Origin of the sequence: Pseudomonas sp. B6(2017), from assembly GCF_002112765.1 — a bacterium.
Classification (GTDB): Bacteria; Pseudomonadota; Gammaproteobacteria; order Pseudomonadales; family Pseudomonadaceae; genus Aquipseudomonas; species Aquipseudomonas piscis.
This window is the reverse complement of record NZ_NEIQ01000002.1, coordinates 115004-134973: the sequence shown is the minus strand read 5'-3', so window position 1 is coordinate 134973 and position 19970 is coordinate 115004. Positions and strand designations below refer to the sequence as shown.

21 protein-coding genes are annotated in these 19970 nt (G+C 61.5%); 6 read left to right on the top strand and 15 right to left on the bottom strand.

Features of this window, described 5'->3' with window-relative positions:
* Positions 1 to 149: 149 nt before the first annotated feature.
* The 5 genes from CAG11_RS03895 to rplM all read right to left on the bottom strand — a co-directional run bounded on the left by CAG11_RS03895 (position 150) and on the right by rplM (position 3826).
* On the bottom strand, positions 150 to 932 hold the full coding sequence (locus tag CAG11_RS03895) for a cytochrome c1 (protein WP_085594846.1): 783 nt from the start codon (positions 930 to 932) through the stop codon (positions 150 to 152).
* Positions 932 to 2143 (bottom strand): cytochrome bc complex cytochrome b subunit, encoded by a 1212-nt coding sequence (locus CAG11_RS03890; protein ID WP_053131929.1) that lies wholly within the window; start codon positions 2141 to 2143, stop codon positions 932 to 934. Before CAG11_RS03890 ends, CAG11_RS03895 begins: the two co-directional genes overlap by 1 nt.
* Positions 2143 to 2736 (bottom strand): ubiquinol-cytochrome c reductase iron-sulfur subunit, encoded by a 594-nt coding sequence (petA, locus tag CAG11_RS03885; protein ID WP_031320479.1) that lies wholly within the window; start codon positions 2734 to 2736, stop codon positions 2143 to 2145. Before petA ends, CAG11_RS03890 begins: the two co-directional genes overlap by 1 nt.
* Before the next feature lie 254 nt (positions 2737 to 2990).
* Positions 2991 to 3383, bottom strand: coding sequence for a 30S ribosomal protein S9 (gene rpsI, locus CAG11_RS03880; RefSeq protein ID WP_022640821.1), 393 nt, complete (start codon positions 3381 to 3383; stop codon positions 2991 to 2993).
* Between the two features lie 14 nt (positions 3384 to 3397).
* A complete protein-coding gene (gene rplM / locus CAG11_RS03875; protein ID WP_022640822.1) occupies positions 3398 to 3826 on the bottom strand; it encodes a 50S ribosomal protein L13 in 429 nt (142 codons plus the stop codon).
* A 246-nt stretch (positions 3827 to 4072) separates the two neighbouring features.
* Here rplM and CAG11_RS03870 point away from each other — a divergent pair, with 246 nt between their 5' ends.
* Positions 4073 to 5113 (top strand): NADP(H)-dependent aldo-keto reductase, encoded by a 1041-nt coding sequence (locus CAG11_RS03870; protein WP_085594843.1) that lies wholly within the window; start codon positions 4073 to 4075, stop codon positions 5111 to 5113.
* Between the two features lie 68 nt (positions 5114 to 5181).
* Here CAG11_RS03870 and CAG11_RS03865 read toward each other — a convergent pair whose 3' ends face one another.
* On the bottom strand, positions 5182 to 6318 hold the full coding sequence (locus tag CAG11_RS03865; protein WP_031320481.1) for an acyl-CoA dehydrogenase family protein: 1137 nt from the start codon (positions 6316 to 6318) through the stop codon (positions 5182 to 5184).
* 243 nt (positions 6319 to 6561) lie between these two features.
* On the opposite strand from CAG11_RS03865, the gene CAG11_RS03860 reads away from it, so the two are divergent.
* On the top strand, positions 6562 to 7461 hold the full coding sequence (locus CAG11_RS03860; protein ID WP_177409096.1) for a GlxA family transcriptional regulator: 900 nt from the start codon (positions 6562 to 6564) through the stop codon (positions 7459 to 7461).
* A 43-nt stretch (positions 7462 to 7504) separates the two neighbouring features.
* On the opposite strand, the gene zapE is transcribed toward CAG11_RS03860, so the two are convergent.
* The 3 genes from zapE to CAG11_RS03845 all read right to left on the bottom strand — a co-directional run bounded on the left by zapE (position 7505) and on the right by CAG11_RS03845 (position 10697).
* Positions 7505 to 8599, bottom strand: coding sequence for a cell division protein ZapE (gene zapE, locus CAG11_RS03855; RefSeq protein WP_031320484.1), 1095 nt, complete (start codon positions 8597 to 8599; stop codon positions 7505 to 7507).
* Positions 8600 to 8687: 88 nt separating this feature from the next.
* Positions 8688 to 10043 carry a tryptophan--tRNA ligase gene (locus CAG11_RS03850; RefSeq protein ID WP_053131940.1) on the bottom strand — a complete coding sequence of 452 codons (1356 nt, stop codon included), beginning with the start codon at positions 10041 to 10043 and terminating at the stop codon, positions 8688 to 8690.
* Positions 10044 to 10067: 24 nt separating this feature from the next.
* Complete coding sequence (locus CAG11_RS03845) at positions 10068 to 10697, bottom strand: alpha/beta hydrolase (RefSeq protein ID WP_085594839.1); 630 nt, start codon at positions 10695 to 10697, stop codon at positions 10068 to 10070.
* A 144-nt stretch (positions 10698 to 10841) separates the two neighbouring features.
* On the opposite strand from CAG11_RS03845, the gene CAG11_RS03840 reads away from it, so the two are divergent.
* The gene (locus tag CAG11_RS03840; protein ID WP_011063336.1) at positions 10842 to 11276 is read left to right on the top strand and encodes a YhcB family protein; all 435 of its coding nucleotides are present in this window, start codon (positions 10842 to 10844) and stop codon (positions 11274 to 11276) included.
* Positions 11277 to 11357: 81 nt separating this feature from the next.
* Here CAG11_RS03840 and CAG11_RS03835 read toward each other — a convergent pair whose 3' ends face one another.
* From CAG11_RS03835 to CAG11_RS03815, 5 genes are all read right to left on the bottom strand, one after another.
* Positions 11358 to 12101, bottom strand: coding sequence for an OmpA family protein (locus CAG11_RS03835; protein ID WP_085594837.1), 744 nt, complete (start codon positions 12099 to 12101; stop codon positions 11358 to 11360).
* A gap of 110 nt (positions 12102 to 12211) precedes the next feature.
* Complete coding sequence (locus CAG11_RS03830; RefSeq protein WP_085594834.1) at positions 12212 to 12856, bottom strand: MBL fold metallo-hydrolase; 645 nt, start codon at positions 12854 to 12856, stop codon at positions 12212 to 12214.
* Positions 12857 to 12911: 55 nt separating this feature from the next.
* A complete protein-coding gene (locus CAG11_RS03825; protein ID WP_085594832.1) occupies positions 12912 to 13412 on the bottom strand; it encodes a methylated-DNA--[protein]-cysteine S-methyltransferase in 501 nt (166 codons plus the stop codon).
* Positions 13413 to 13559: 147 nt separating this feature from the next.
* Positions 13560 to 13808: a hypothetical protein gene (locus CAG11_RS03820; RefSeq protein ID WP_022640847.1), complete on the bottom strand. Its 249-nt coding sequence runs from the start codon at positions 13806 to 13808 to the stop codon at positions 13560 to 13562.
* On the bottom strand, positions 13789 to 13971 hold the full coding sequence (locus CAG11_RS03815) for a hypothetical protein (RefSeq protein WP_031320500.1): 183 nt from the start codon (positions 13969 to 13971) through the stop codon (positions 13789 to 13791). The genes CAG11_RS03820 and CAG11_RS03815 overlap by 20 nt, the downstream gene beginning before the upstream one ends.
* A gap of 137 nt (positions 13972 to 14108) precedes the next feature.
* On the opposite strand from CAG11_RS03815, the gene CAG11_RS03810 reads away from it, so the two are divergent.
* The 3 genes from CAG11_RS03810 (at position 14109) to CAG11_RS03800 (ending at position 17215) form a co-directional block, all read left to right on the top strand.
* A complete protein-coding gene (locus CAG11_RS03810; protein ID WP_022640849.1) occupies positions 14109 to 14783 on the top strand; it encodes a response regulator transcription factor in 675 nt (224 codons plus the stop codon).
* Positions 14776 to 16116 (top strand): HAMP domain-containing sensor histidine kinase, encoded by a 1341-nt coding sequence (locus tag CAG11_RS03805; protein WP_085594830.1) that lies wholly within the window; start codon positions 14776 to 14778, stop codon positions 16114 to 16116. Before CAG11_RS03810 ends, CAG11_RS03805 begins: the two co-directional genes overlap by 8 nt.
* 172 nt (positions 16117 to 16288) lie before the next feature.
* Positions 16289 to 17215: a LysR family transcriptional regulator gene (locus CAG11_RS03800; RefSeq protein ID WP_085594828.1), complete on the top strand. Its 927-nt coding sequence runs from the start codon at positions 16289 to 16291 to the stop codon at positions 17213 to 17215.
* Here the strand turns inward: CAG11_RS03800 and CAG11_RS03795 are convergent.
* Entirely contained in the window at positions 17212 to 19947 is a 2736-nt protein-coding gene (locus CAG11_RS03795) for a LuxR C-terminal-related transcriptional regulator (RefSeq protein WP_085594825.1), read from the bottom strand. The genes CAG11_RS03800 and CAG11_RS03795 overlap by 4 nt on opposite strands.
* Positions 19948 to 19970 lie beyond the last annotated feature (23 nt).

Below are 19970 nucleotides of genomic sequence, written 5' to 3'. Positions count from 1 at the left end.
GATCCTCCTCGCGTGTTGAAATTATCGAAAGCAGAAAAAACGAACGCGCCCTGAGGGCGCCTCTGGTAACCCCCGAATGATACAGGGTTGTTACAGCTTCAGAGACGCCCTTGGGCGCGCACGTTCAACAACTGATGCTTAAAACGCTATCAATGCACATCTTTCCAGTATTCGCGCTTGAGCAGATAGGCGAATACGAAGAAGAAGGCCAGGTACAACAGCACGTAGGTACCGATACGCTGGTGCTGCAGCTTGACCGGGTTAGCCGAGTAGGCCAGGAAAGTCACCAGGTTCTTGACCTTCTCATCGAATTGCGCCTCGTTGAGGGTCCCGGTGTTTTCCTTGACGGTCAACTGATCGCAAGCCTCGTGGGTCAGCGGAGTGCCGGTCAGCGGGTCGAACTGCTTCTTGCCGTCTTCGACAATCTGCACCTGCTTGCAACCGATCACCTGACGACCCTGAAGTCCGACCAGAACGTTAGGCATGCCCACGTTGGGGAATACCTTGTTGTTCACACCCCAGGGGCGTGTTGGGTCTTCGTAGAAGGACTTCAGGTAGCCATACAGCCAATCGGTACCACGAACACGAGCCACCAGGGTCAGGTCTGGCGGAGCAGCACCGAACCAGGTCTTCGCGTCGGCTGGCTGCATCCCGATGTTCATGTGGTCACCGATCTTCGCACCGGTGAAGACCAGCTTGCTCATCATCAGGTCATGAGGGATGCCAAGGTCATCGGCAACCCGCTCGTACCGCTGGAACTTGGCGCTGTGGCAGCCCATGCAATAGTTGGCAAAGGTACGCGCACCGTCCTGCATTGCAGCCTTGTCGGCCAGGTCGATATCGACCTTTTCCAACTCAGGACCACCGTGCTCGGCTGCGAAAGACAATACAGGCATAGCAGCAAGAATCAGTACAGCAAATAGCTTTTTCATCAGCCAGTCACCCTTTCCGGAACCGGTTTGGTCTTCTCGAGCCTGGTGTAGAACGGCATCAAAATGAAGTAGGCGAAGTACAGGAAGGTACATACCTGCGACAGCAACGTACGACCCGGAGTCGGCGCCAGTACGCCCAGCACGCCCAGGATCACGAACGAGATGCAGAACACCAGCAGCCAGATCTTGCTCAGCCAGCCTTTGTAGCGCATGGACTTGACCGGGCTGCGGTCAAGCCATGGCAGCACGAACAGCACGGCAATCGCAGCACCCATGGCGATAACGCCCATGAGCTTGTCCGGCACCGCACGCAGGATTGCGTAGAACGGAGTGAAGTACCAAACCGGGGCAATATGCTCAGGCGTCTTGAACGGGTTGGCCTGCTCGAAGTTCGGCTTCTCGAGGAAATAACCACCCATTTCCGGGAAGAAGAACACGATCGAGCAGAAGATGAACAGGAATACCACTACGCCGACGATATCTTTCACAGTGTAGTACGGATGGAATGCGATGCCGTCGAGCGGTACGCCGTTTTCATCCTTGTGCTTCTTGATATCGACGCCATCCGGATTGTTCGAACCCACTTCGTGCAGTGCCAGGATGTGCAGCACCACAAGCCCCAGGATCACGATAGGCAGGGCCACGACGTGCAGGGCGAAGAAGCGGTTGAGGGTAATGCCGGAGATCAGGTAGTCACCGCGGATCCACTGGGTCAGGTCGTCGCCGATGACCGGGATGGCGCCGAACAGCGAGATGATCACCTGGGCGCCCCAATAGGACATCTGCCCCCACGGCAGCAGGTAGCCCATGAAGGCCTCTGCCATCAGCGCCAGGTAGATCAGCATGCCGAACAGCCACACCAACTCACGAGGCTTCTGATAGGAACCGTAGAGCAGGCCACGGAACATATGCAGGTAGACCACGATGAAGAACGCCGAAGCGCCTGTGGAGTGCAGCAGACGCAAGATCGCGCCGTACTCGACGTCGCGCATGATGTATTCGACGGAAGCGAAGGCTTCTTCTGCCGAAGGGGTATAGCTCATGGTCAGCCAGACACCGGTAACGATCTGGTTGACCAGAACCAGCAGTGCCAGGGAACCAAAGAAATAGAAGAAGTTGAAGTTCTTCGGAGCGTAATACTTGCTCAGATGGTCTTCCCACATCTTGGTGGCGGGGAAGCGCGCATCTACCCAATCCATGAACTTGCTCATCACGCTTTCTCCGTGTCGACGCCAATGACGATGATGTCATCCGACTCATAGGAATGCGGGGGTACTGGCAGGTTCAATGGCGCGGGCTGCGACTTGTAGACACGACCAGCCAGATCGTAGTGGGAGCCGTGGCAAGGGCAGAAATAGCCACCTACCCAGTCCTTGCCCAGATCCGCAGGCGCCACTTCAGGACGGAAGGTAGGAGAACAACCCAAGTGGGTGCAGATACCGATCAACAGAAGAATCTCTGGCTTGATCGAACGCACTTCGGGGTCGACGTAGGTTGGTTGTACCGAGTTCTTGGAGTCAGGGTCAGACAACTGGCCCTCGATCTTTTTAAGATTCCCCAGGATTTCCTCTGTACGGCGGACGATGAATACCGGTTGACCACGCCACTCAGCAACCATCTGCTGACCTGGGTCGATCTTGCTGATATTCACCTTCACCGGTGCACCTGCGGCTTTCGCCTTGGCACTGGGAAACCATGACCCCACGAACGGGACCGCAGCCCCCACCGCTCCAGCAGCACCCACCACGGATGTGGCTGCCACCAAGAAGCGACGCCGGCCTGCATTCACGCCGTCATTGCTCATTCAGTCCTCTCCCATCAGCTTTGTGGCCTGTTAAATCAGGCATCTACTAAGTAAAAATCTGAACTTATAAAAATTTTGCCGAATGGTAATGAAAACCCCCAATTCTGACAAGGTAATTACCAGGCGGACTCTGCGCCAGGCCTTGTAGTATAGGGCCTCCACGGATGTGGCAAGTTGTCACACGGCAAATTTTGAGCAATAAAAAACGCCCAGCTCCAAAGGAGGCTGGGCGTTTTTTTGAACGCAGTTGCGAATTAACGCTTGGAGTATTGCGGACGCTTACGCGCTTTACGCAGACCCACTTTCTTACGCTCAACTTCACGTGCGTCACGGGTTACGTAGCCGGCTTTACGCAGGGCGCTGCGCAGAGTCTCGTCGTAATCCATCAGGGCGCGAGTGATACCGTGGCGGATTGCGCCAGCCTGGCCACTTACACCACCGCCGATAACGGTAACGTAGATATCGAACTTCTCAACGGTCTCGGTCAGTTCCAGCGGCTGACGAACTACCATGCGGGCAGTTTCGCGACCGAAGAAGCTATCCAGGGAACGGTTGTTGATGGAGATATTGCCAGTACCCGGACGCAGGAATACGCGTGCGGTTGCAGTCTTGCGACGGCCAGTGCCGTAATTTTGAGTCGCCGACATAATGAACTATTCCGTTAAATCTTCAGTTCTTGGGGCTGCTGAGCAGTATGAGGGTGAGCAGCGCCCGCATATACTTTCAGCTTACGGTACATGTCGCGACCCAGCGGGTTCTTAGGCAGCATGCCTTTTACCGCGGTCTCGATCACGCGCTCAGGGGCTTTAGCGATCAGCTTCTCGAAGTTGATCGACTTGATGCCGCCCGGGAAACCGGAGTGGGAGTAGTACATTTTGTCAGTGGTTTTAGCACCAGTAACACGTACCTGCTCGGCATTGATCACGACGATGTAGTCGCCGGTGTCAACGTGAGGAGTGTACTCAGGCTTGTGCTTGCCACGCAGACGGCTCGCGATTTCGGTAGCCAGACGACCCAGGGTCTGGCCAGCGGCGTCGATGACGAACCAATCGCGCTTTACTGTTTCCGGTTTAGCAGTAAAAGTTTTCATTCTTTATAGCCTCAGGGGCCGCCCAGCAAAATAGACGGCGGATCTTACTGAATAGTGCTTACTTTGACAAGGTCAAAGGCAGCCGAATACAGACGCTTTCGGGGGCTCGGGTCAGCGCGCCTGGCATGCGGCAAGAATCTTCGGCAGGCGGGGCATCACTTCCACCGCAGAAAGAGCTGCAGAATTATCCAGATTGCGAAAAAAAATTCAACCTGCTTTTATGATTGTTTTACCGAGGAAGTACCCATGGACTACCGCCAACTGGGCCGGACCGATCTGAAAGTGAGCGCCATCTGCCTGGGCACCATGACCTGGGGCGAACAGAACACCGAGGCCGAGGCCTTCGCCCAGATCGAGCGGGCCAAGCAGGCCGGGATCAACTTCATCGATACTGCCGAGATGTATCCGGTGCCCCCCAAGGCCGAGACCTACGCCACCACCGAGCGCTACATCGGCAATTGGTTCAAGGAGCGCGGGGACCGTGCCGACTGGATCCTGGCCAGCAAGATCGCCGGCCCGGGCAACACCATCGACTACATCCGCGACAAGCAGCTCAAGCACAACCGCAAGCACATAGTCGAAGCCGTGGATGCCAGCCTCAAGCGCCTGCAAACCGACTGGATCGACCTCTACCAGTTGCACTGGCCGGAACGCAGCACCAACTTCTTCGGGCAGCTCGGCTACAAGCACAAGGCAGACGAAGACTTCACCCCGCTGGAGGAAACCCTCGAAGCCCTGGACGAACAGGTCAGGGCCGGGAAGATCCGCCATATCGGCCTGTCCAACGAAACTCCGTGGGGCACCATGAAGTTCCTGGCCCTGGCCGAGAGCCGTGGCTGGCCACGGGCGGTGTCGATCCAGAACCCCTATAACCTGCTCAACCGCAGCTTTGAAGTGGGCCTGGCGGAAATCGCCATCCGTGAACAATGCGGCTTGCTGGCCTACTCACCCCTGGCCTTCGGCTTCCTGTCCGGCAAGTACGAAGATGGCGCCCGCCCCGCCAAGGCCCGCCTGAGCCTCTACAGCCGCTTCAGCCGCTATTTCAATCCGCAGTCGGAAGTCGCTTGCAGCCGCTACGTGGCGCTGGCTCGCGAGCACGGCCTGGACCCGGCGCAGATGGCCCTGGCTTTCGTGACCCGACAACCCTTCGTGACCAGCAACATCATCGGCGCCACCACCCTGGAACAACTGGACAGCAACATCGCCAGCGCCGGGCTGAAGTTGTCGGAAGAAGTCCTGGCCGGAATCGAGGCCATCCACAAGGACCAGCCCAACCCTGCCCCATAAGCAGCCGGCGTTCCGCTTGCCGGCCAACAGGTAACCGCCCCGTTCGCCGGCAAGCGCTCCACCCGCCTTCATAGAGAACGGGCGATGATTTCCTTCATGATCTCGTTGGTCCCGGCGTAGATCCGCTGCACCCGGGAGTCGGCCCACGCCCGGGCAATCGGGTACTCCCACATGAAACCGTAGCCGCCATGCAGCTGCACGCACTCATCCAGGACCTTGCACTGCAGGTCGGTTCCCCAGTACTTGGCCATGGCCGCCGTCGGTACGTCGAGCTTGCCCTTCAGGTGCAGCTCCAGGCAGCGATCGACGAACACCCGGCCAATCTGGATTTGCGTGGCCATCTCCGCCAGCTTGAACCGGCTGTTCTGGAAGTCGGCGATCGCCTTGCCGAAGGCCTTGCGCTCGCGGGTGTAGTCCAGGGTCCATTTCAACGCCGCCTCGGCACTGGCCAGGCCACCGATGGCCACGCTCAGGCGCTCCTGGGGCAGCTCCTGCATCAGGTAGACGAAACCCATCCCGGCCTGGCCCAGGAGGTTCTCCTTGGGCACTCGAACATCCTGGAAGAACAGTTCCGAGGTGTCCTGGGCCTTCATACCGACCTTTTCCAGGCGCTTGCCCTTGGTGAAGCCTGGCGAATCGGCTTCAACCAGGAACAGGCTGGTGCCCTTGGCCCCAGCCTTGGGATCGGTCTTGGCCACCACGATCACCAACTCCGCCAAGTAACCGTTGGTAATGAAGGTCTTGGAACCGTTGAGCACATACTCATCGCCGTCGAGCACTGCCGTGGTCTTCACGCCCTGCAAGTCGGACCCGGTTCCGGGCTCGGTCATGGCGATCGCCGTGACCAGCTCGCCCGAGACCATCCGTGGCAGGTATTTCTGCTTCAGCGCCTCACTGCCGTAATGCAGGAGGTAAGGCGCAACGATATCCGAGTGCAGGGAGAAGCCAATGCCGCTCAAGCCCAGGCGGCTGACCTCCTCGATCACCACCGTGCTATACAGGAAGTCCGCCCCCAGCCCGCCGTACTCCTCGGGGATGTGCGAGCACAGCATCCCCGCTTCCCCGGCCTTGCTCCACAACTTGCGGTCGATGTAGCCCTGCTTTTCCCATTCGCCATGGAAAGGCACCGCTTCTTTTTCAAGGAAGGTACGCACGCTGTCACGGAAGAGTTCGTGCTCGGAACTGAACAAGGTTCTGGGGATCATGCAGCCACCTGTGGTTGTCATTTATCGGGTCTGGCTGCCAGAGCCTAAGCCCAGCCACCGGCACGGGACACTGGACACATCCGACAAAAAATAAGACGATCCAGCCGTCTGGTGACCACTTTCCCCTATAAGAACAATCGAATTATGTCTAACCAAACTTCCACGCCCTTGCGGCGCGTCAGCATCCTGGCTATCGACCGGGTTTTCGCTTCCACCCTCATGCAAGCCAAGGACTTCTTCCACCTGGCCAGCCTGCGCTACGGCAAACAACTGGGCCATGGCCTGACGCCAGCCTTCGAGACCCGCCTGGTCAGCCCTGATGGCCAGCCGGTGCGCAGCTTCAGCGATGTGATCATGCCAGTGGATGGCCCACTGGGAGATGCCGACGTAATCATCCTCCCGGCCTTCTGGGACGACTTCGACACCCTGTGCCAGCGTTATCCCCAGATATTGCCCTGGCTACGCGCCCAACACGCCCGTGGCGCCGTGCTATGCGGCGAGGCTACCGGGGTCTTCTGGCTGGCCGAGGCCGGGTTGCTCGATGGCAAGGAGGCCACCACCTACTGGCGCTTCTTCAACACCTTCAGCGAGCGCTTCCCCAAGGTCCAGCTCAACCAGGACAAGCACCTGACCGACGCCGACAACCTCTACTGCGCCAGCGGCACCACCTCGGCCTGCGACCTCTACATCTACCTCATCGAGCGCTTCTGTGGCGCCAGCGTGGCCCAGGCCGTAGCCCGGGACATTCTCTATGAGGTCCAGCGCAGCTACGCTCCGGGACGCATGGGTTTTGGCGGCCAGAAGCTGCATCAGGACGTGATCATCCTGCAGATCCAGCATTGGCTCGAAGAACACTTCGCCGACAAGTTCCGCTTCGAGGACGTCGCCCGCGAGCATGGCATGAGCATCCGCAACTTCATGCGGCGCTTCCAGACCGCCACCGGCGACAAGCCCCTGCACTACCTGCAGCGCCTGCGGATCGAAACCGCAAAAGGCCTGCTGTCAGGCACACGCAAGAGCATCAAGACCATCAGCTACGAAGTCGGCTATGACGACGCCAGCTTCTTCGCCCGACTGTTTCGCCAGCACACCGAGCTTTCCCCCAACCAGTACCGCCAGCAGTTCCAGCAACTGGCGGCATGAAAAAAGGGCCTGCATTGCAGGCCCTTCTTCATTGAGTCGGGATTTACGGCTTGTGCGCCCGCGACAGGAACTCGTGGGACTGCATCTCCAGCAAACGGCTGAGGGTCCGCTGGAACTCGAACGTCAGCCGGCCACCGGTATAGAGATCCTTGAGCTCCACCTCGGCGGAGATGATCAACTTGACGTTACGGTCGTAGAACTCGTCGACCATGTTGATGAAACGCCGGGCGATGTCATCGGTGGCGACCCCCATCTGCTCCACGCCGCTGAGCAGCACCGCGTGGAAGATCTTGCCCAGCTCGATGTAATCGTTCTGGCTGCGTGGGCCGTCGCACAACTCGCGGAAGTCGAACCAGGCCACATCGTCACAGGTGCGCAACGCACGGATCTCGCGGTTCTCGATGATCAGCACATCGTTTTCCACGGCCTGGGTGCACTCAGGCGTCAGCGCCCGGAAGCTCTTGCGCAAGCTCTCGTGGGCCACTTCGTCCAATGGATAATGGAACAGCTCGGCCTGCTCCAGGTGACGCAGGCGATAATCGACACCACTGTCGACGTTGACGATTTCGGTGTTCTGCTTGATCAGGGCAATGGCCGGCAGGAAGCGGGCACGCTGCAAGCCATCCTTGTACAGGCCGTCGGGCACGATGTTGGAAGTGGCCACCAGGGTCACGCCGTTCTTGAACAGCTCCTCCATCAGGGTGCCGAGAATCATCGCGTCAGTGATATCGGATACGAAGAACTCATCGAAACAGATCACCCGCGCCTCCTGGGAGAAACGCTTGGCGATGATGGTCAGCGGGTTCTTCTCGCCACCCAGGGTCTTCATTTCCTCGTGGACGCGCTTCATGAATCGGTGGAAGTGCGTACGAACCTTTTCCTTGAAGGGCAAGGCTTCGAAGAAAGTGTCGACCAGGTAGGTCTTGCCGCGCCCCACGCCACCCCAGAAATACAGGCCCTTGACCGGCGCCTGGTCTTTCTTGCCAAAGAGCTTGCCGAGCAGACCCGGCTTGTTGTGCTCGGCCGCGATCAGATCGTCATACAGGCGCTGCAGATGACGCACAGCGGTTTCCTGTGCAGCGTCATGAAAGAAATCCGGGCGTTTCAGATCTGCTTGGTATCGTTCTAGGGGCGTCATAATTCGTTAGCAAGGCAACAAAAACGGGCCGTCACTTTAGCGACGGCCCTGGGGAATGGCAATCAGCCCTTGGTCGGGAAGATTCCGCTCAATCCTGGGCCGGGGCCAAGGCGATCCGTACTTCTTCGATGGCCGCATCACGGGCAGCAGCGTCGGCAAAGACCGGGCTGTCAGCCACGCTGGCGCCGTCCAGCCAGATACTGAAGCTGTTGGCTTCGGCACGCAGGTCCAGCTCCTGGCCCGATTGCAACTGCTTGCTCGCCGCACCGGCAGCCTTGCCGTCGGCAAAGTTGCGCGACAGCAGCAGTTGCTCGCCATCGGCGGACAACAAACGGAAGCGGAAGCTGCCATCGTCCTCGCGGAAGCTCACGACACGTGCAGCCTTGACCGCCTTCTTCTTGGTGGTGGCCGCCACCTGGACCTGGTTTTCGAAGGAGCGCAGGCCTACCGCTTCGCGCAACTCGGCCAGGAATGGCGTCGCCACGCTACGGGCCTTGGCCGCGCCAGCCAGGAGGATGTCCTCCAGATCCGCCGGGCGGGCGATCAATTGGTGATAGCGCTCGCGGGCCTCGCCCAACTCGCCGTCCAGCAACTGGAACAGGCGGCTCTTGGCCTCGCCCCAGCCCAGGCCCTGCAGCAGTTCGCTACGGAACTCGGCGGCCTGCTCGGCAGTGGAGAACGCCTGGAACAGGGTGAACAAGTGGGAGTTGTCCGGATCCTTGGCCTCGCCCGGTGCCTTGGAGTCGGTGACGATCCGCGAGATCGCATCCTTCATGTCCTTGGCGCTGGTGAACAGCGGGATGGTGTTGTCGTAGCTCTTGGACATCTTGCGACCGTCCAGGCCCGGCAAGGTGGCGACGCTTTCCTCGATCAGCGCTTCGGGCATGGCGAAGAACTCCTTGCCCTGGCCGAACAGGTGGTTGAAACGCTGGCCGATATCCCGGGCCATCTCCACGTGCTGGATCTGGTCGCGGCCCACCGGCACCTTGTGCGCGTTGAACATCAGGATGTCGGCGGCCATCAGCACCGGATAGCTGTACAGACCCATGGTGACGCCGGCATCCGGGTCTTCACCGGCCTCGACGTTCTTGTCCACCGAGGCCTTGTAGGCGTGGGCACGATTGAGCAGGCCCTTGGCGGCGACACAGGTCAAGAGCCAGGTCAGTTGCGGGATTTCCGGGATGTCGGACTGGCGATAGAAGGTCACGCGCTCCACATCCAGGCCACCGGCCAGCCAGGTGGCAGCGATCTCCAGGCGCGAACGCTGGATGCGCAACGGATCATCGCACTTGATCAGGGCGTGATAGTCAGCCAGGAAATAGAAGGAATCGGCATTGCTATCGCGGCTGGCGAGGATCGCCGGACGGATCGCCCCGGCATAGTTGCCCAGGTGCGGCGTGCCGGTGGTGGTAATGCCGGTGAGGATGCGCGTACGAGTAGTCATGGGTAATCGCTTATCAGACTGCAATCAATTCGAAAGTCGCGGCAGCACCAGATCCTTCAGATCGGTGAGCTTGCCATGAAAAAAGTGCCCACATTCTGCCACTTTCAGCAGCTCATGGGGACGAACCAGGGCCGCGGACCAGTCATAGACCGCCTGCGGATCGATGACCTCGTCGGTCTCCGGCTGGATCAGGGTCAGCGGGCAGTCGTGGGGCAAGGTATCGGTATCGCGCAGGCGAGTCACCGCCGCGGCCACCATGAACAGGTGCTTGAGCCGTATATCCTGGGCCTCGAGGCGTCCACCGAGGCTCGCCGCGACGAAGCCGCCGAAGGAAAAGCCCAGCAGCGTCAGTGGCAGCTGTGGATGCTTGGCCCGCAGCCAGTGGGCAGCCGCCTCGGCATCGTCGACTTCACCCGTGCCCATGTCGTGGCTGCCTTCGCTGGCCCCGACGCCACGGTAGTTGAAGCGCAGGGTGATCAGCCCGGCATCCCGTGCCGTGCGCTGCAAGGTGGAGATCACCTTGTTGAGCATGGTGCCGCCCTGTACCGGGTTCGGGTGGCAGATCAGGGCCACGCCGCGGGCGTCGGGCACCTCCAGATACAGGGCTTCCAGTTGGCCCACGGGGCCGGCAATCACTACAGGGGTTTCACGCATAAGCAAGGAAGGAACTCCGTGACCTCGAAGGGGGTCGACTCGTCTAGCAAATGGTCTGTGCCAATCTATTGCGAGTGAATCGCGGTATACAGCGCAGGTTCGAGCCGTTAACGTAAAGCAAAGCCGTTTATAGAGGAAGGACTCGTGGAACACTCGCTCTTAGTTTGGTTGTTGCCGACTCTTGCCCTGGTCGCGGGTGTCGCCATTGGATTCCTGGTCGCGCGCCTGCTGCCCAACGCCGCGCCTAACCGCACGCAGCGTCAGCTGGACGATATCCAGGAGCGTTTCGACAATTACCAGAACGAAGTGGTGACGCACTTCAACAGCACCGCCACCCTGGTGAAAAAACTCACCCAGAGCTATCAGGAAGTACAGGATCACCTGGCCGAAGGCGCCAATCGCCTGGCCCTGGACGAACTGACCCGCCAGCGCCTGCTGGCCGCCCTGCACTCCGAGTCGGTGCAGGCGCCACGTGAACGCCTGACCCCACCACGGGACCAGGAACCACCACGGGACTACGCGCCAAAGACGCCGAACGCCCCGGGCATGCTCGACGAGCAATATGGCCTGAAGAAGTAAGCGGCTACAGCCAGCCAACAAAAAGCCCGCCCGATCTTCATCGGGCGGGCTTTTTTATGCCTGCGGCTCAAGCCGGTTCGATCAGTAACCCTGCTGCTGGTAGGGCTGCTGATATTGCTGCTGGGTTGGCTGCTGGTACTGCTGGCCAGGGATTGCCTTGAGGTTGACCTCTACCCGACGGTTCTGGGCCCGCCCGTTGACGTCGGCGTTGCTGGCGATCGGATTGTCCGGGCCGGCACCGCGCGAAGACAGGTTGGCGCCACTCACACCCTGGGAAGTCAGGTAGGTGGCCACGCTTTGCGCACGACGCTGGGACAGGTCCATGTTGTGCTGGCGGCTGCCGGTGCTATCGGTATAGCCGACGATCTCGATCTGGTTCTGGTTGAACTCGCGCAGGGAGTTGGCCAGGTTGTTCAGCGGCTGATAGAAGCTTGGGGCGATGTTCGCCGAGTCGGTGGCGAAGGTGATATTGCCCGGCATGATCAGCTTGATCTGGTCCCCCTGGCGCTGCACCTCGACCCCGGTATTGGCCATGCTGGCGCGCAGCTTCTTCTCCTGCTGGTCGGCGTAGTAGCCATAACCGGCGGCGGATGCACCGACTACCGCGGCGCCGATCAGCGCGCCCTTGCCACGGTTGTTGTGGCTGATCGCGGCACCGGCCAAGGCGCCGGCCAAGGCACCCAGGCCACCATATTTCGCAGTTTTGCTCATGCCCGACGAACCGCCGTCGGCCTGCCCCTGGTTGTCATAGGGGTTAGGCGAAGCGCAGCCGGATAACAAGGCCACAGCAGTAGCGACAACAATCAAACGACGCGAGGTGAACATGGAAAGCTCCTACATATGCATTCTGTAATGCAGAGGACGTTGGCAACGGACCTGTGCCGGCGTTGGAACACACAGAACGGCAAAAATTCCGTGGAACGCCGAGCAAAAACTCAAGCTCTCACGAACGGGTTCTGACGCATTTCATCGCCCAGCCGGGTGTCCGGACCGTGCCCGGCAACCACCGTGGCGTCTTCGTCGAGGGTATACAGACGCTGCTGGATCGAACGCACCAGGGTGGCCTGGTCGCCGCCCCACAGATCCGTGCGCCCGACCCCACGCTTGAACAAGGTGTCGCCGGTAATCAGAAGCTTAGCCTCGGAAAACCAAAAGCTCATGGAACCTGGAGTATGTCCCGGGGTATGCAGGGCCACGCCGCAGCCGCAGGCCAGCTCCTCGTCGTCGCCCAACCAGCGGTCCGGGGCTGGTACTGGGGCATAGGGCACGCCGAACATGCTGCACTGCATCTCCAGGTTGTCCCAGAGGAACTGGTCATCCTTGTGCAGGTGCAAGGTGGCGCCGGTCTTTTCCTTCATCTGCCCGGAGGCCAGGAAATGATCCAGATGAGCATGGGTGTGGATGATGCTGACCACCTTCAGGCCCAGGGCATCGAGGCGCGCCATGATCAAGTCCGGATTGCCGCCCGGATCGACGACTATGGCTTTCTTGGTCAGCGGATCGCCGATGATGGTGCAGTTGCACTGCAACGGGCCGACGGGGAAGGTCTCGCGGATGAGGCTGGGTTTGGCGGCGTCCATGGGAATGTCCAGAAAAACGATGGGACATTCTGGCACAGCTACCGCCACCGCTCACTCAGAACCCCAGCGGCAGGGTTTCCCCACCTTCCAGCGCCAGCAGGAACTGCTTGGCCTCGAGCCCCCCGGCAAAGCCGGTAAGGCTGCCCGAAGCCCCGATCACCCGGTGACAGGGAGTGACGATGGAAATCGGGTTGCGCCCATTGGCCGCGCCTACCGCACGCACCGCCTTGGGGCTGCCGACCTGCTGGGCGATCTGGCTGTAGCTGCGGGTTTCACCGAAGGGAATGGTCAATAGCGCCTGCCAGACCTTGCACTGGAACTCGGTACCGACGAAATCCAGTTCGAGTTCGAAACGCTTGCGCGTGCCGGCGAAGTATTCCTGCAACTGGCGCTCGGTCTCCAGCAGTTGCGGGTGTTCGGGGGCTTGCTCGAGCGGGCCGAGGCGCACCCGATTCTCGCGCTCCTGCTCCCAGAGAATCGCGGCCAGCTTCGCGCCCCTGGCTACCAGGGTCAGCTCGCCGACAGGGGAGGGAATGATCTTGAATGCACAGGACATGTCGGGGTCTCCTTCAATCCACCAAGGCAATCAGGCGGCCCCTTGCGGGGTTCGAGCCTGGATACGCCTTCACTGTAAATCGCGGTTCGGGCGCAAGAACTACGATTCTTGCGCTCGAACTCGACGGAGAACCATACGCCCCCCGGGCTAGTTATCGTCTTCGATCACGTAGCAGTTGTCACTGCTGCTGCGCTGGCCATAAGGGTCGACGATAAAGGCTCCACGCCCCTTGCCACACTCGAGCAGGTGCACGGGAGACAGCTCGCGCTGCTTATCGATCTGCGCATTGAAACGCATGATGTAGGCGCCCAGGGAAATCGAAACACAGAGAATCAACACCAGGCACAACACCAACTGATCGGTGTAGCTGGCGTCATCAGAATGCGCTGGCAACATAATCCGGACCTGCACGCTCGGCGCTCTGCCCAATCAGGAACCAGCTCAGCGGGCCACCCTCGCCCAGGCGCACCAAAGGCGCCTTGGAGGGCAGGACGGAGGCCATCAGGCCCAGAAGAATCAAGACCAGCAAGAGACCTCTGATTACCGAAGACAGGTTCATGGCAGCGCCACGCTCAAGAGAAGTAGGATTGCAGACTAGCGAGCCACGGGTTAACAGCAGGTAAACATCGGCGGAGCCCGAATGGAGTTCGCTATCCTTCGCACCAATGAGCGACACAGGCCCTGAGGGACACTCCCGTGCACATTAACCTGCTGCTGGTCGAGGACAATCTCGATCTAGCCAATACCGTCATCGAATACCTGGAAATCAGCGGCATCGTCTGCGATCACGCAAGCAATGGCCAGGCCGGACTCAATCTGGCCCTCAACCAGCATTACGACGTCATTCTCCTGGACATCATGCTGCCGCGCCTGGACGGCCAGCAGCTCTGTGCGCAACTGCGCCAGCAAGGCAGCCAGACCCCGATCCTGATGCTCACCTCCCTCGATGCCCTGCCGGACAAGCTGGCCAGCTTCGCCGCCGGCGCCGACGACTACCTGGTCAAGCCCTTCGAACTGGCCGAGCTGGTCGCCCGGATCCGCGCCCTGAGCCTACGTCGCAGTGGCCAGGCCAGCCGTTTGCAGGTGGCCGACCTGGTCATGGAACTGAGTACTCGCAAGGTCAGTCGGGCCGGCCAGGAACTGCACCTGTCGCCGATTTGCTGGACCTTGCTGGAATGCCTGATGCGCGCCAGTCCCGAGCCGGTCACCCGCGAACGCCTGGAAGCGACCATCTGGGGGGACGAACCGCCAGACAGCAACACGCTCAAGGTGCACATGCACCGGCTGCGCAAGACCGTGGACAAGTCCTTCGGCCAGCCGCTGATCCACACGCTCCCCGGCGTCGGCATACAGTTGAGGTCCCATGGGTAAGCGCCTGGCTCTGAAATGGGTGATCAGCGGCAGCTTCCTGTTGCTGATCGCCATCGTGTTGCTGATCTACAGCCTGTTGCTGCCCGAATACAGCGTGCGCGGCCTGCTCTATACCGCCAGCGCGATGATGGAAGAGGAGGCGCAGTATTTCTCCAGGCACTACGCCAAGGATCCGAACACGCCGCCACCGAGCAACTATTTCTATACCAGCGTCATCGGCAAGGAAGCATTGCCGGAGAAGATCCGCCACATGCTCGATACCCCGCCGAGCATGTCCTTCGGCGCGGTACAGGTGTTCGGCGACCTGGACTCCGACGACGAGGACGAAGGCCGGGCGGTCCTGGCCCAGCCCCTGAGCGACGGCAAGACCCTGTACATGTACGACATCGATCATGACCAGGAGGAAGGCGGAGAGGTGGAAACCCCACGCTCCGATGCCTACCTGGATCATGAACTGCGTGGCGTCATCTTCATCAGCCTCGCGGTGTTCATACCGGCCCTGATCATCATCGCCCTGCTGGTCTGGTGGGTGGTTCGCCCCCTGGGACGACTGGCCCAGTGGTCCACCACCCTCGAGGACCCGGAAGCCGTGTCCGGCGAACGTCCGAATTTCGGATTCAAGGAGTTCAACATGTTGGCAGATGCCCTGGCCCAGAGCGTGCAACAAGTACAGGCCGCCAGCGTGCGCGAAGGTCGCCTGCTGCGCTACACCAGCCACGAACTGCGCACCCCGCTGGCGGTGCTCAAGGCCAACATCGAACTCTTGGCCCTGCAGTCCGGCGGGGTCTTGCCGCCGCCATTGCAAAGGATCGAACGCTCGGTGCTGAACATGCAGCGCATCGCCGAGACCCTGTTGTGGATGAGCCGCGAACTGCCCGAGCCCTTGCCCGAGGAACCCATCGACATGAGCGGGCTGGTCAACGACCTGATCGAGGAACATCGTTACCTGATCGGCACCCGGGATATCGAGCTGATCCTCGACATCAGCGACGAGCCTTGTCGCCTGCCACTCACGGCCTGCCGCATCGTGGTCGGCAACTTCCTGCGCAACGCCCTGCAGTACGCCGATGACGGCGTCGTCGAGATCAGCTTCGGCTACCCGCAACTGCGCCTGGTCAATCGCATCCGCGAAACCCTGCAAAGCGAGACCTCCAGCGATTTCGGCTACGGCCTGGGGCTGGAGTTGATGCGCCAGCTGTCGGCACGCCTGGGCTGGCACATCGAGGTGGTAGTCGAAGAACAGTGCTACATCGTCACCCTGGCATTCGAGCCCGCACCGGTCGCCGAGCAGCCACCTGCCGAAGAAGACGGCGAGGCCGGGCCACTGGCCTAGGCGGCCTTGGGCAAGCGAGGAAAAATATGCTCGCAGGCGATGAAAAAGCTCGGCCGCCCAGGCCCTGTACAGCATCGCTTGTGGGTATCGTGGGCGCACGACAATCGCGCTCGGGAGGCCAGCCACCGGTCCTGCCCTCCCCTTGCGCCCCGGGCAAAGAACGAGGTTCGCCGTGGCCGCCTACAATCTGCGTCAGTTGAAGTACTTCATCACCACCGTCGAATGCGGCAGTGTCGCCGAAGCATCGCGCAAGCTGTACATCGCCCAGCCCTCGATCTCCACCGCGATCAAGGGCCTGGAGGACAGCTTCGGCGTGCAGTTGCTGATCCGCCATCACGCCCAGGGCGTTTCCCTGACCCCCAGTGGCGCGCGCTTCTACCGCAAGGCCCAGGAGCTGCTGCGCATGGCCAGGGAGTTCGAGCAGAACGCCCTGGCGGACAACGATGTGGTTTGCGGGCAGATCGACATCGGTTGTTTCGAGACCGTGGCACCGCTGTACCTGCCGCAATTGATCGCCGGTTTCGGCGCGCTCTATCCCGGGGTGGAGATCCGCATCCGCGATGGCGAGCAGCAGGAACTGGTGCAGGGCCTGACCGGCGGTGCCTACGACCTGGTGATCCTGTACGAGCATGAGCTGGACGGCACCATCGAGACCGAGCCGCTGATGCCGCCGCAAAGTCCCTATGCCCTGCTACCGGCCGACCACCGCTACGCCCAGCAAGCCCGGGTTTCGCTGCGCGACCTCTGCCTGGAACCGATGATCCTGCTGGATGTGCAGCCGAGCCGGACCTACTTCGTCAGCTTGTTCGAGGAGCTGGGCCTGACTCCGCAGATTGCCTTCAGCTCACCGTCCATCGAGATGGTCCGGGGCATGGTGGGCCAGGGCTTCGGCTTCTCGATCCTGGTCACCCGCCCCCACTGCCAATGCTCCTACGACGGCAAGCCCGTGGTGTGCGTGGAGATAGTCGAGGAGGTGACCGGCTCCGGGCTGGTGGCGGCCTGGCTCAAGCGTGGTCAATTGACCAAACCGGCACGCCTGTTCGCCGACTACTGCAAGCAGCACCTGGCCCTGGTCGCCAAGCCGCACGCCGAGCCCTAGCCCAGCAGGCCCAGCTCCTGGGCCCGGGCCACCGCCTGGGTCCGGCGCTCGACACCCAGCTTGCTGTTGATGTGGCTGGCGTGGGTCTTCACGGTGTGCAGGGAAATGAACAGACGCTCGCTGATCTCCTGGTTGGAGCAGCCTCGGGCAATCAGTTGCAGCACTGCCAGCTCCCGGGAGCTGAGGCTCTCGCTATGGGCGCCGGCTTCGTGCAACTCACGGGGCGCCGAGGGCAGGCGTGCGAGCAGGGCCTGGGTCAACGCGGTGCCGGTACGCTGCTCCAGTTGCTCGCGCATCCAGCCGGGATAGTCGAGGATCAGCCCGGCGAACGGCTGGAGGATTCCCCCCACTGCCGCCTCCAGGGCCAGGAGCAGATCCTGGCGTGCCTCCTGGCTTCGACCGAGGGCCAGCAACAGAGCGGTCTTCTGGGTCAGGGCCATGGCACACAGCAACTGCCGGCCGCTGTTCTGCCCATGCTCCACCAACCGCGCCAGGCGCAGCTCGGCCTGGGCAGCGTCACCCTTGATGACTTCCAAGCGAGCCTGCTGCAACTCGATATGCAAGGGCAGTTGAGGATGGAATTCCGGCGGAGCCGCCGCCTGCCCGCCGGTGTAGGTCTGCCCCAGGCGCGCCAGCCAGGCTTCGGCTAGGTCGGTACGGCCCTGGGCCAACCAAAGCTCGCATTTCACCAGGGTGATCATCGCCAGGTAGTAGATCGGCGGCACGTCCCAGATATGCATCAGGCGCTCGGCCTCGGCCAGTTCGGCGAAGGCCCGGGCGAATTCGCCGCGCATGCCGTCCTGCTTGGCGATCACGCAATGACCGATCAGCACGCTGATATCACGACAGGCCCGAGCTTCCACCAGCCCGGCCTGCAACCTGGCCAGGCCGGTCTCGGGCTCGAGCCTCAGGGTCAGCAGGTAGCCTTCATACAAGGTCAACCGGGCCCGCACCGCGTACAACCGCTGGGCCGACAGCCCCTGCAAGCGGGCCAGCCCTTGCTTCACTTCATCCATCGCCCGCAGCACTTCGCCCCGGGCCTGCAGGACCCGCGCCCGGTCGTAGTGGGCCAGGGCCTCGAAGAGCGGGTTGCCGACCCGCTGCGCCAGCTCCAGCGACTCACGATTGAGGCTGCGGGCACGCCACAGGTCGGCATCGGTGATGGCCAGGTTGGACAAGGTCGACAGGCACATCAACCGCTGTCCATAACGCTTGAGGGGCAGGCTCTCCAGGGCCTCGCTGCAATAGGCCAGGGTCTGCTCCCGCTGGCCGCGCCCGCGAGCGATGATCCCGCTCAGGGCCAGCCACTGCGCCAGCATCGACTTTTGCGCCGTCGCCGAAGGCGCCGGCAGGAAGCGGCTCAGCTGGGCCGCCAGCTCCTGGGCCGCATCCAGCTGGCAAGCCAGGCCCAGGGCCCAGCTATACAGCACGATCAGACGCGGCGTGCTGACCAGCAAGCTGTCGGGCAGGTCCATCTTCCAGCGCAACAGCATGCCGATGTTCTGCTCCGCCAGCAGTTGTTCCTCGGACAAGTTCTGCACCAGGTTGGCGGCCACGTCCAGGTGCCCGGCACGCAGTGCCTGTTCCACCGCTTCATCCAGCAGGCCCTGGGCGTTGAACCAGCGACAGGCACGCAAGTGCAGGCTGGCGGCCGGCACCAGGGCACTGGCCGCTGGGCGGCTACGCAACAGGTCGGAGAACAGATGGTGATAACGGTACCAGTGCCCATGCTCGTCCAGCGGCACCAGGAACACCTGGTGCGCCTGCAGGAAGCCGAGGATCTCGGCGCTGTCGTGGGCCTCGCGCAGGGCATCGCACAGCTCGGCGCAGAAGCGCTCCTGGGGGGCGGTGTCATACAGGAAGGCCTGGACCTCGGCGGGCAGGCAATCGATGACTTCTTCGAGCAGGTAATCGCGGATCAACCCCTCGCCACCATGCAAGCCCTGGGGCAAGGTCCCCACGGCACCGGCTTCGGAGGCGGCGAGCAGCCAGAAGCGCAGCCCCGCGACCCAGCCCTCGCTACGTTCGATCAGGTTTTCCAGGGCCTCGCCGCGCAAGGCGCTGCTGTGTCGGTCCAGCAGGCTCAGGGACTCGTCGTGGGTCAACCGCAGGTCCTGCTCATGCAGCTCCAGCAATTGCCGTGACAGGCGCAGGCGCGCCAGGTGCCAATCCGGGCGCTGCCTGCTGGTGACCATCACCAACAGGCCATCGGGCAGGTGGTTGAGGAAGAACTGCAGGCAACGATCGAGCACCGGCCCCTGGGCCAGGTGGTAGTCGTCCAGCACCAGCAACACCGGGCTGGCACTGGATAACTGCTCCGCCAACTCGTCCAGCAAACCGTCCAGCCACTCCTCGAAGGCGAACGGCTGGTGACGCTGGCGCATTTTCAACAACCCCAGGGACTGCCGGCCCAGCTGCGGAAAATACTGCTGCAAGCCGGCCAGCAGGCGCTCGAGGAAACGCCCCGGATCGCTATCCCGCCGGCTCAGGCCCAGCCACAGGCTCTGCCAATTGCCGGGCAGGCTTTGGCAGAACTCGATCGCCAGGGAGCTCTTGCCGAACCCGGCCGGTGCGCAGACCAGCAACAGGCGCCCTTTCAGCCCTCCCTTCAAGCGCTCACAGAGGCGCGGCCGCGACACATAGCCATCCGGCAATGGGGGCCGATAGAAACGCCCTTCCAGTGCAGGAATCACTGCACTGTCAGACCGCTGGAGGAAGAACAGATCAGTCATGGCCAACTCTTATTGGTGTACGG

Bases quoted from the DNA above. Each gene is read 5' to 3' on its own strand.
- CAG11_RS03805 (WP_085594830.1), top strand. From the start codon at position 14,776: ATGGGTAAGCGCCTGGCTCTGAAATGGGTGATCAGCGGCAGCTTCCTG.
- zapE (WP_031320484.1), bottom strand. From the start codon at position 8,599: ATGACGCCCCTAGAACGATACCAAGCAGATCTGAAACGCCCGGATTTC.
- CAG11_RS03870 (WP_085594843.1), top strand. From the start codon at position 4,073: ATGGACTACCGCCAACTGGGCCGGACCGATCTGAAAGTGAGCGCCATC.
- CAG11_RS03820 (WP_022640847.1), bottom strand. From the start codon at position 13,808: ATGTTGCCAGCGCATTCTGATGACGCCAGCTACACCGATCAGTTGGTG.
- rpsI (WP_022640821.1), bottom strand. From the start codon at position 3,383: ATGTCGGCGACTCAAAATTACGGCACTGGCCGTCGCAAGACTGCAACC.
- CAG11_RS03835 (WP_085594837.1), bottom strand. From the start codon at position 12,101: ATGTTCACCTCGCGTCGTTTGATTGTTGTCGCTACTGCTGTGGCCTTG.
- CAG11_RS03795 (WP_085594825.1), bottom strand. From the start codon at position 19,947: ATGACTGATCTGTTCTTCCTCCAGCGGTCTGACAGTGCAGTGATTCCT.
- CAG11_RS03845 (WP_085594839.1), bottom strand. From the start codon at position 10,697: ATGCGTGAAACCCCTGTAGTGATTGCCGGCCCCGTGGGCCAACTGGAA.
- rplM (WP_022640822.1), bottom strand. From the start codon at position 3,826: ATGAAAACTTTTACTGCTAAACCGGAAACAGTAAAGCGCGATTGGTTC.
- CAG11_RS03830 (WP_085594834.1), bottom strand. From the start codon at position 12,856: ATGGACGCCGCCAAACCCAGCCTCATCCGCGAGACCTTCCCCGTCGGC.
- CAG11_RS03850 (WP_053131940.1), bottom strand. From the start codon at position 10,043: ATGACTACTCGTACGCGCATCCTCACCGGCATTACCACCACCGGCACG.
- petA (WP_031320479.1), bottom strand. From the start codon at position 2,736: ATGAGCAATGACGGCGTGAATGCAGGCCGGCGTCGCTTCTTGGTGGCA.
- CAG11_RS03825 (WP_085594832.1), bottom strand. From the start codon at position 13,412: ATGTCCTGTGCATTCAAGATCATTCCCTCCCCTGTCGGCGAGCTGACC.
- CAG11_RS03895 (WP_085594846.1), bottom strand. From the start codon at position 932: ATGAAAAAGCTATTTGCTGTACTGATTCTTGCTGCTATGCCTGTATTG.
- CAG11_RS03815 (WP_031320500.1), bottom strand. From the start codon at position 13,971: ATGAACCTGTCTTCGGTAATCAGAGGTCTCTTGCTGGTCTTGATTCTT.
- CAG11_RS03890 (WP_053131929.1), bottom strand. From the start codon at position 2,143: ATGAGCAAGTTCATGGATTGGGTAGATGCGCGCTTCCCCGCCACCAAG.
- CAG11_RS03865 (WP_031320481.1), bottom strand. From the start codon at position 6,318: ATGATCCCCAGAACCTTGTTCAGTTCCGAGCACGAACTCTTCCGTGAC.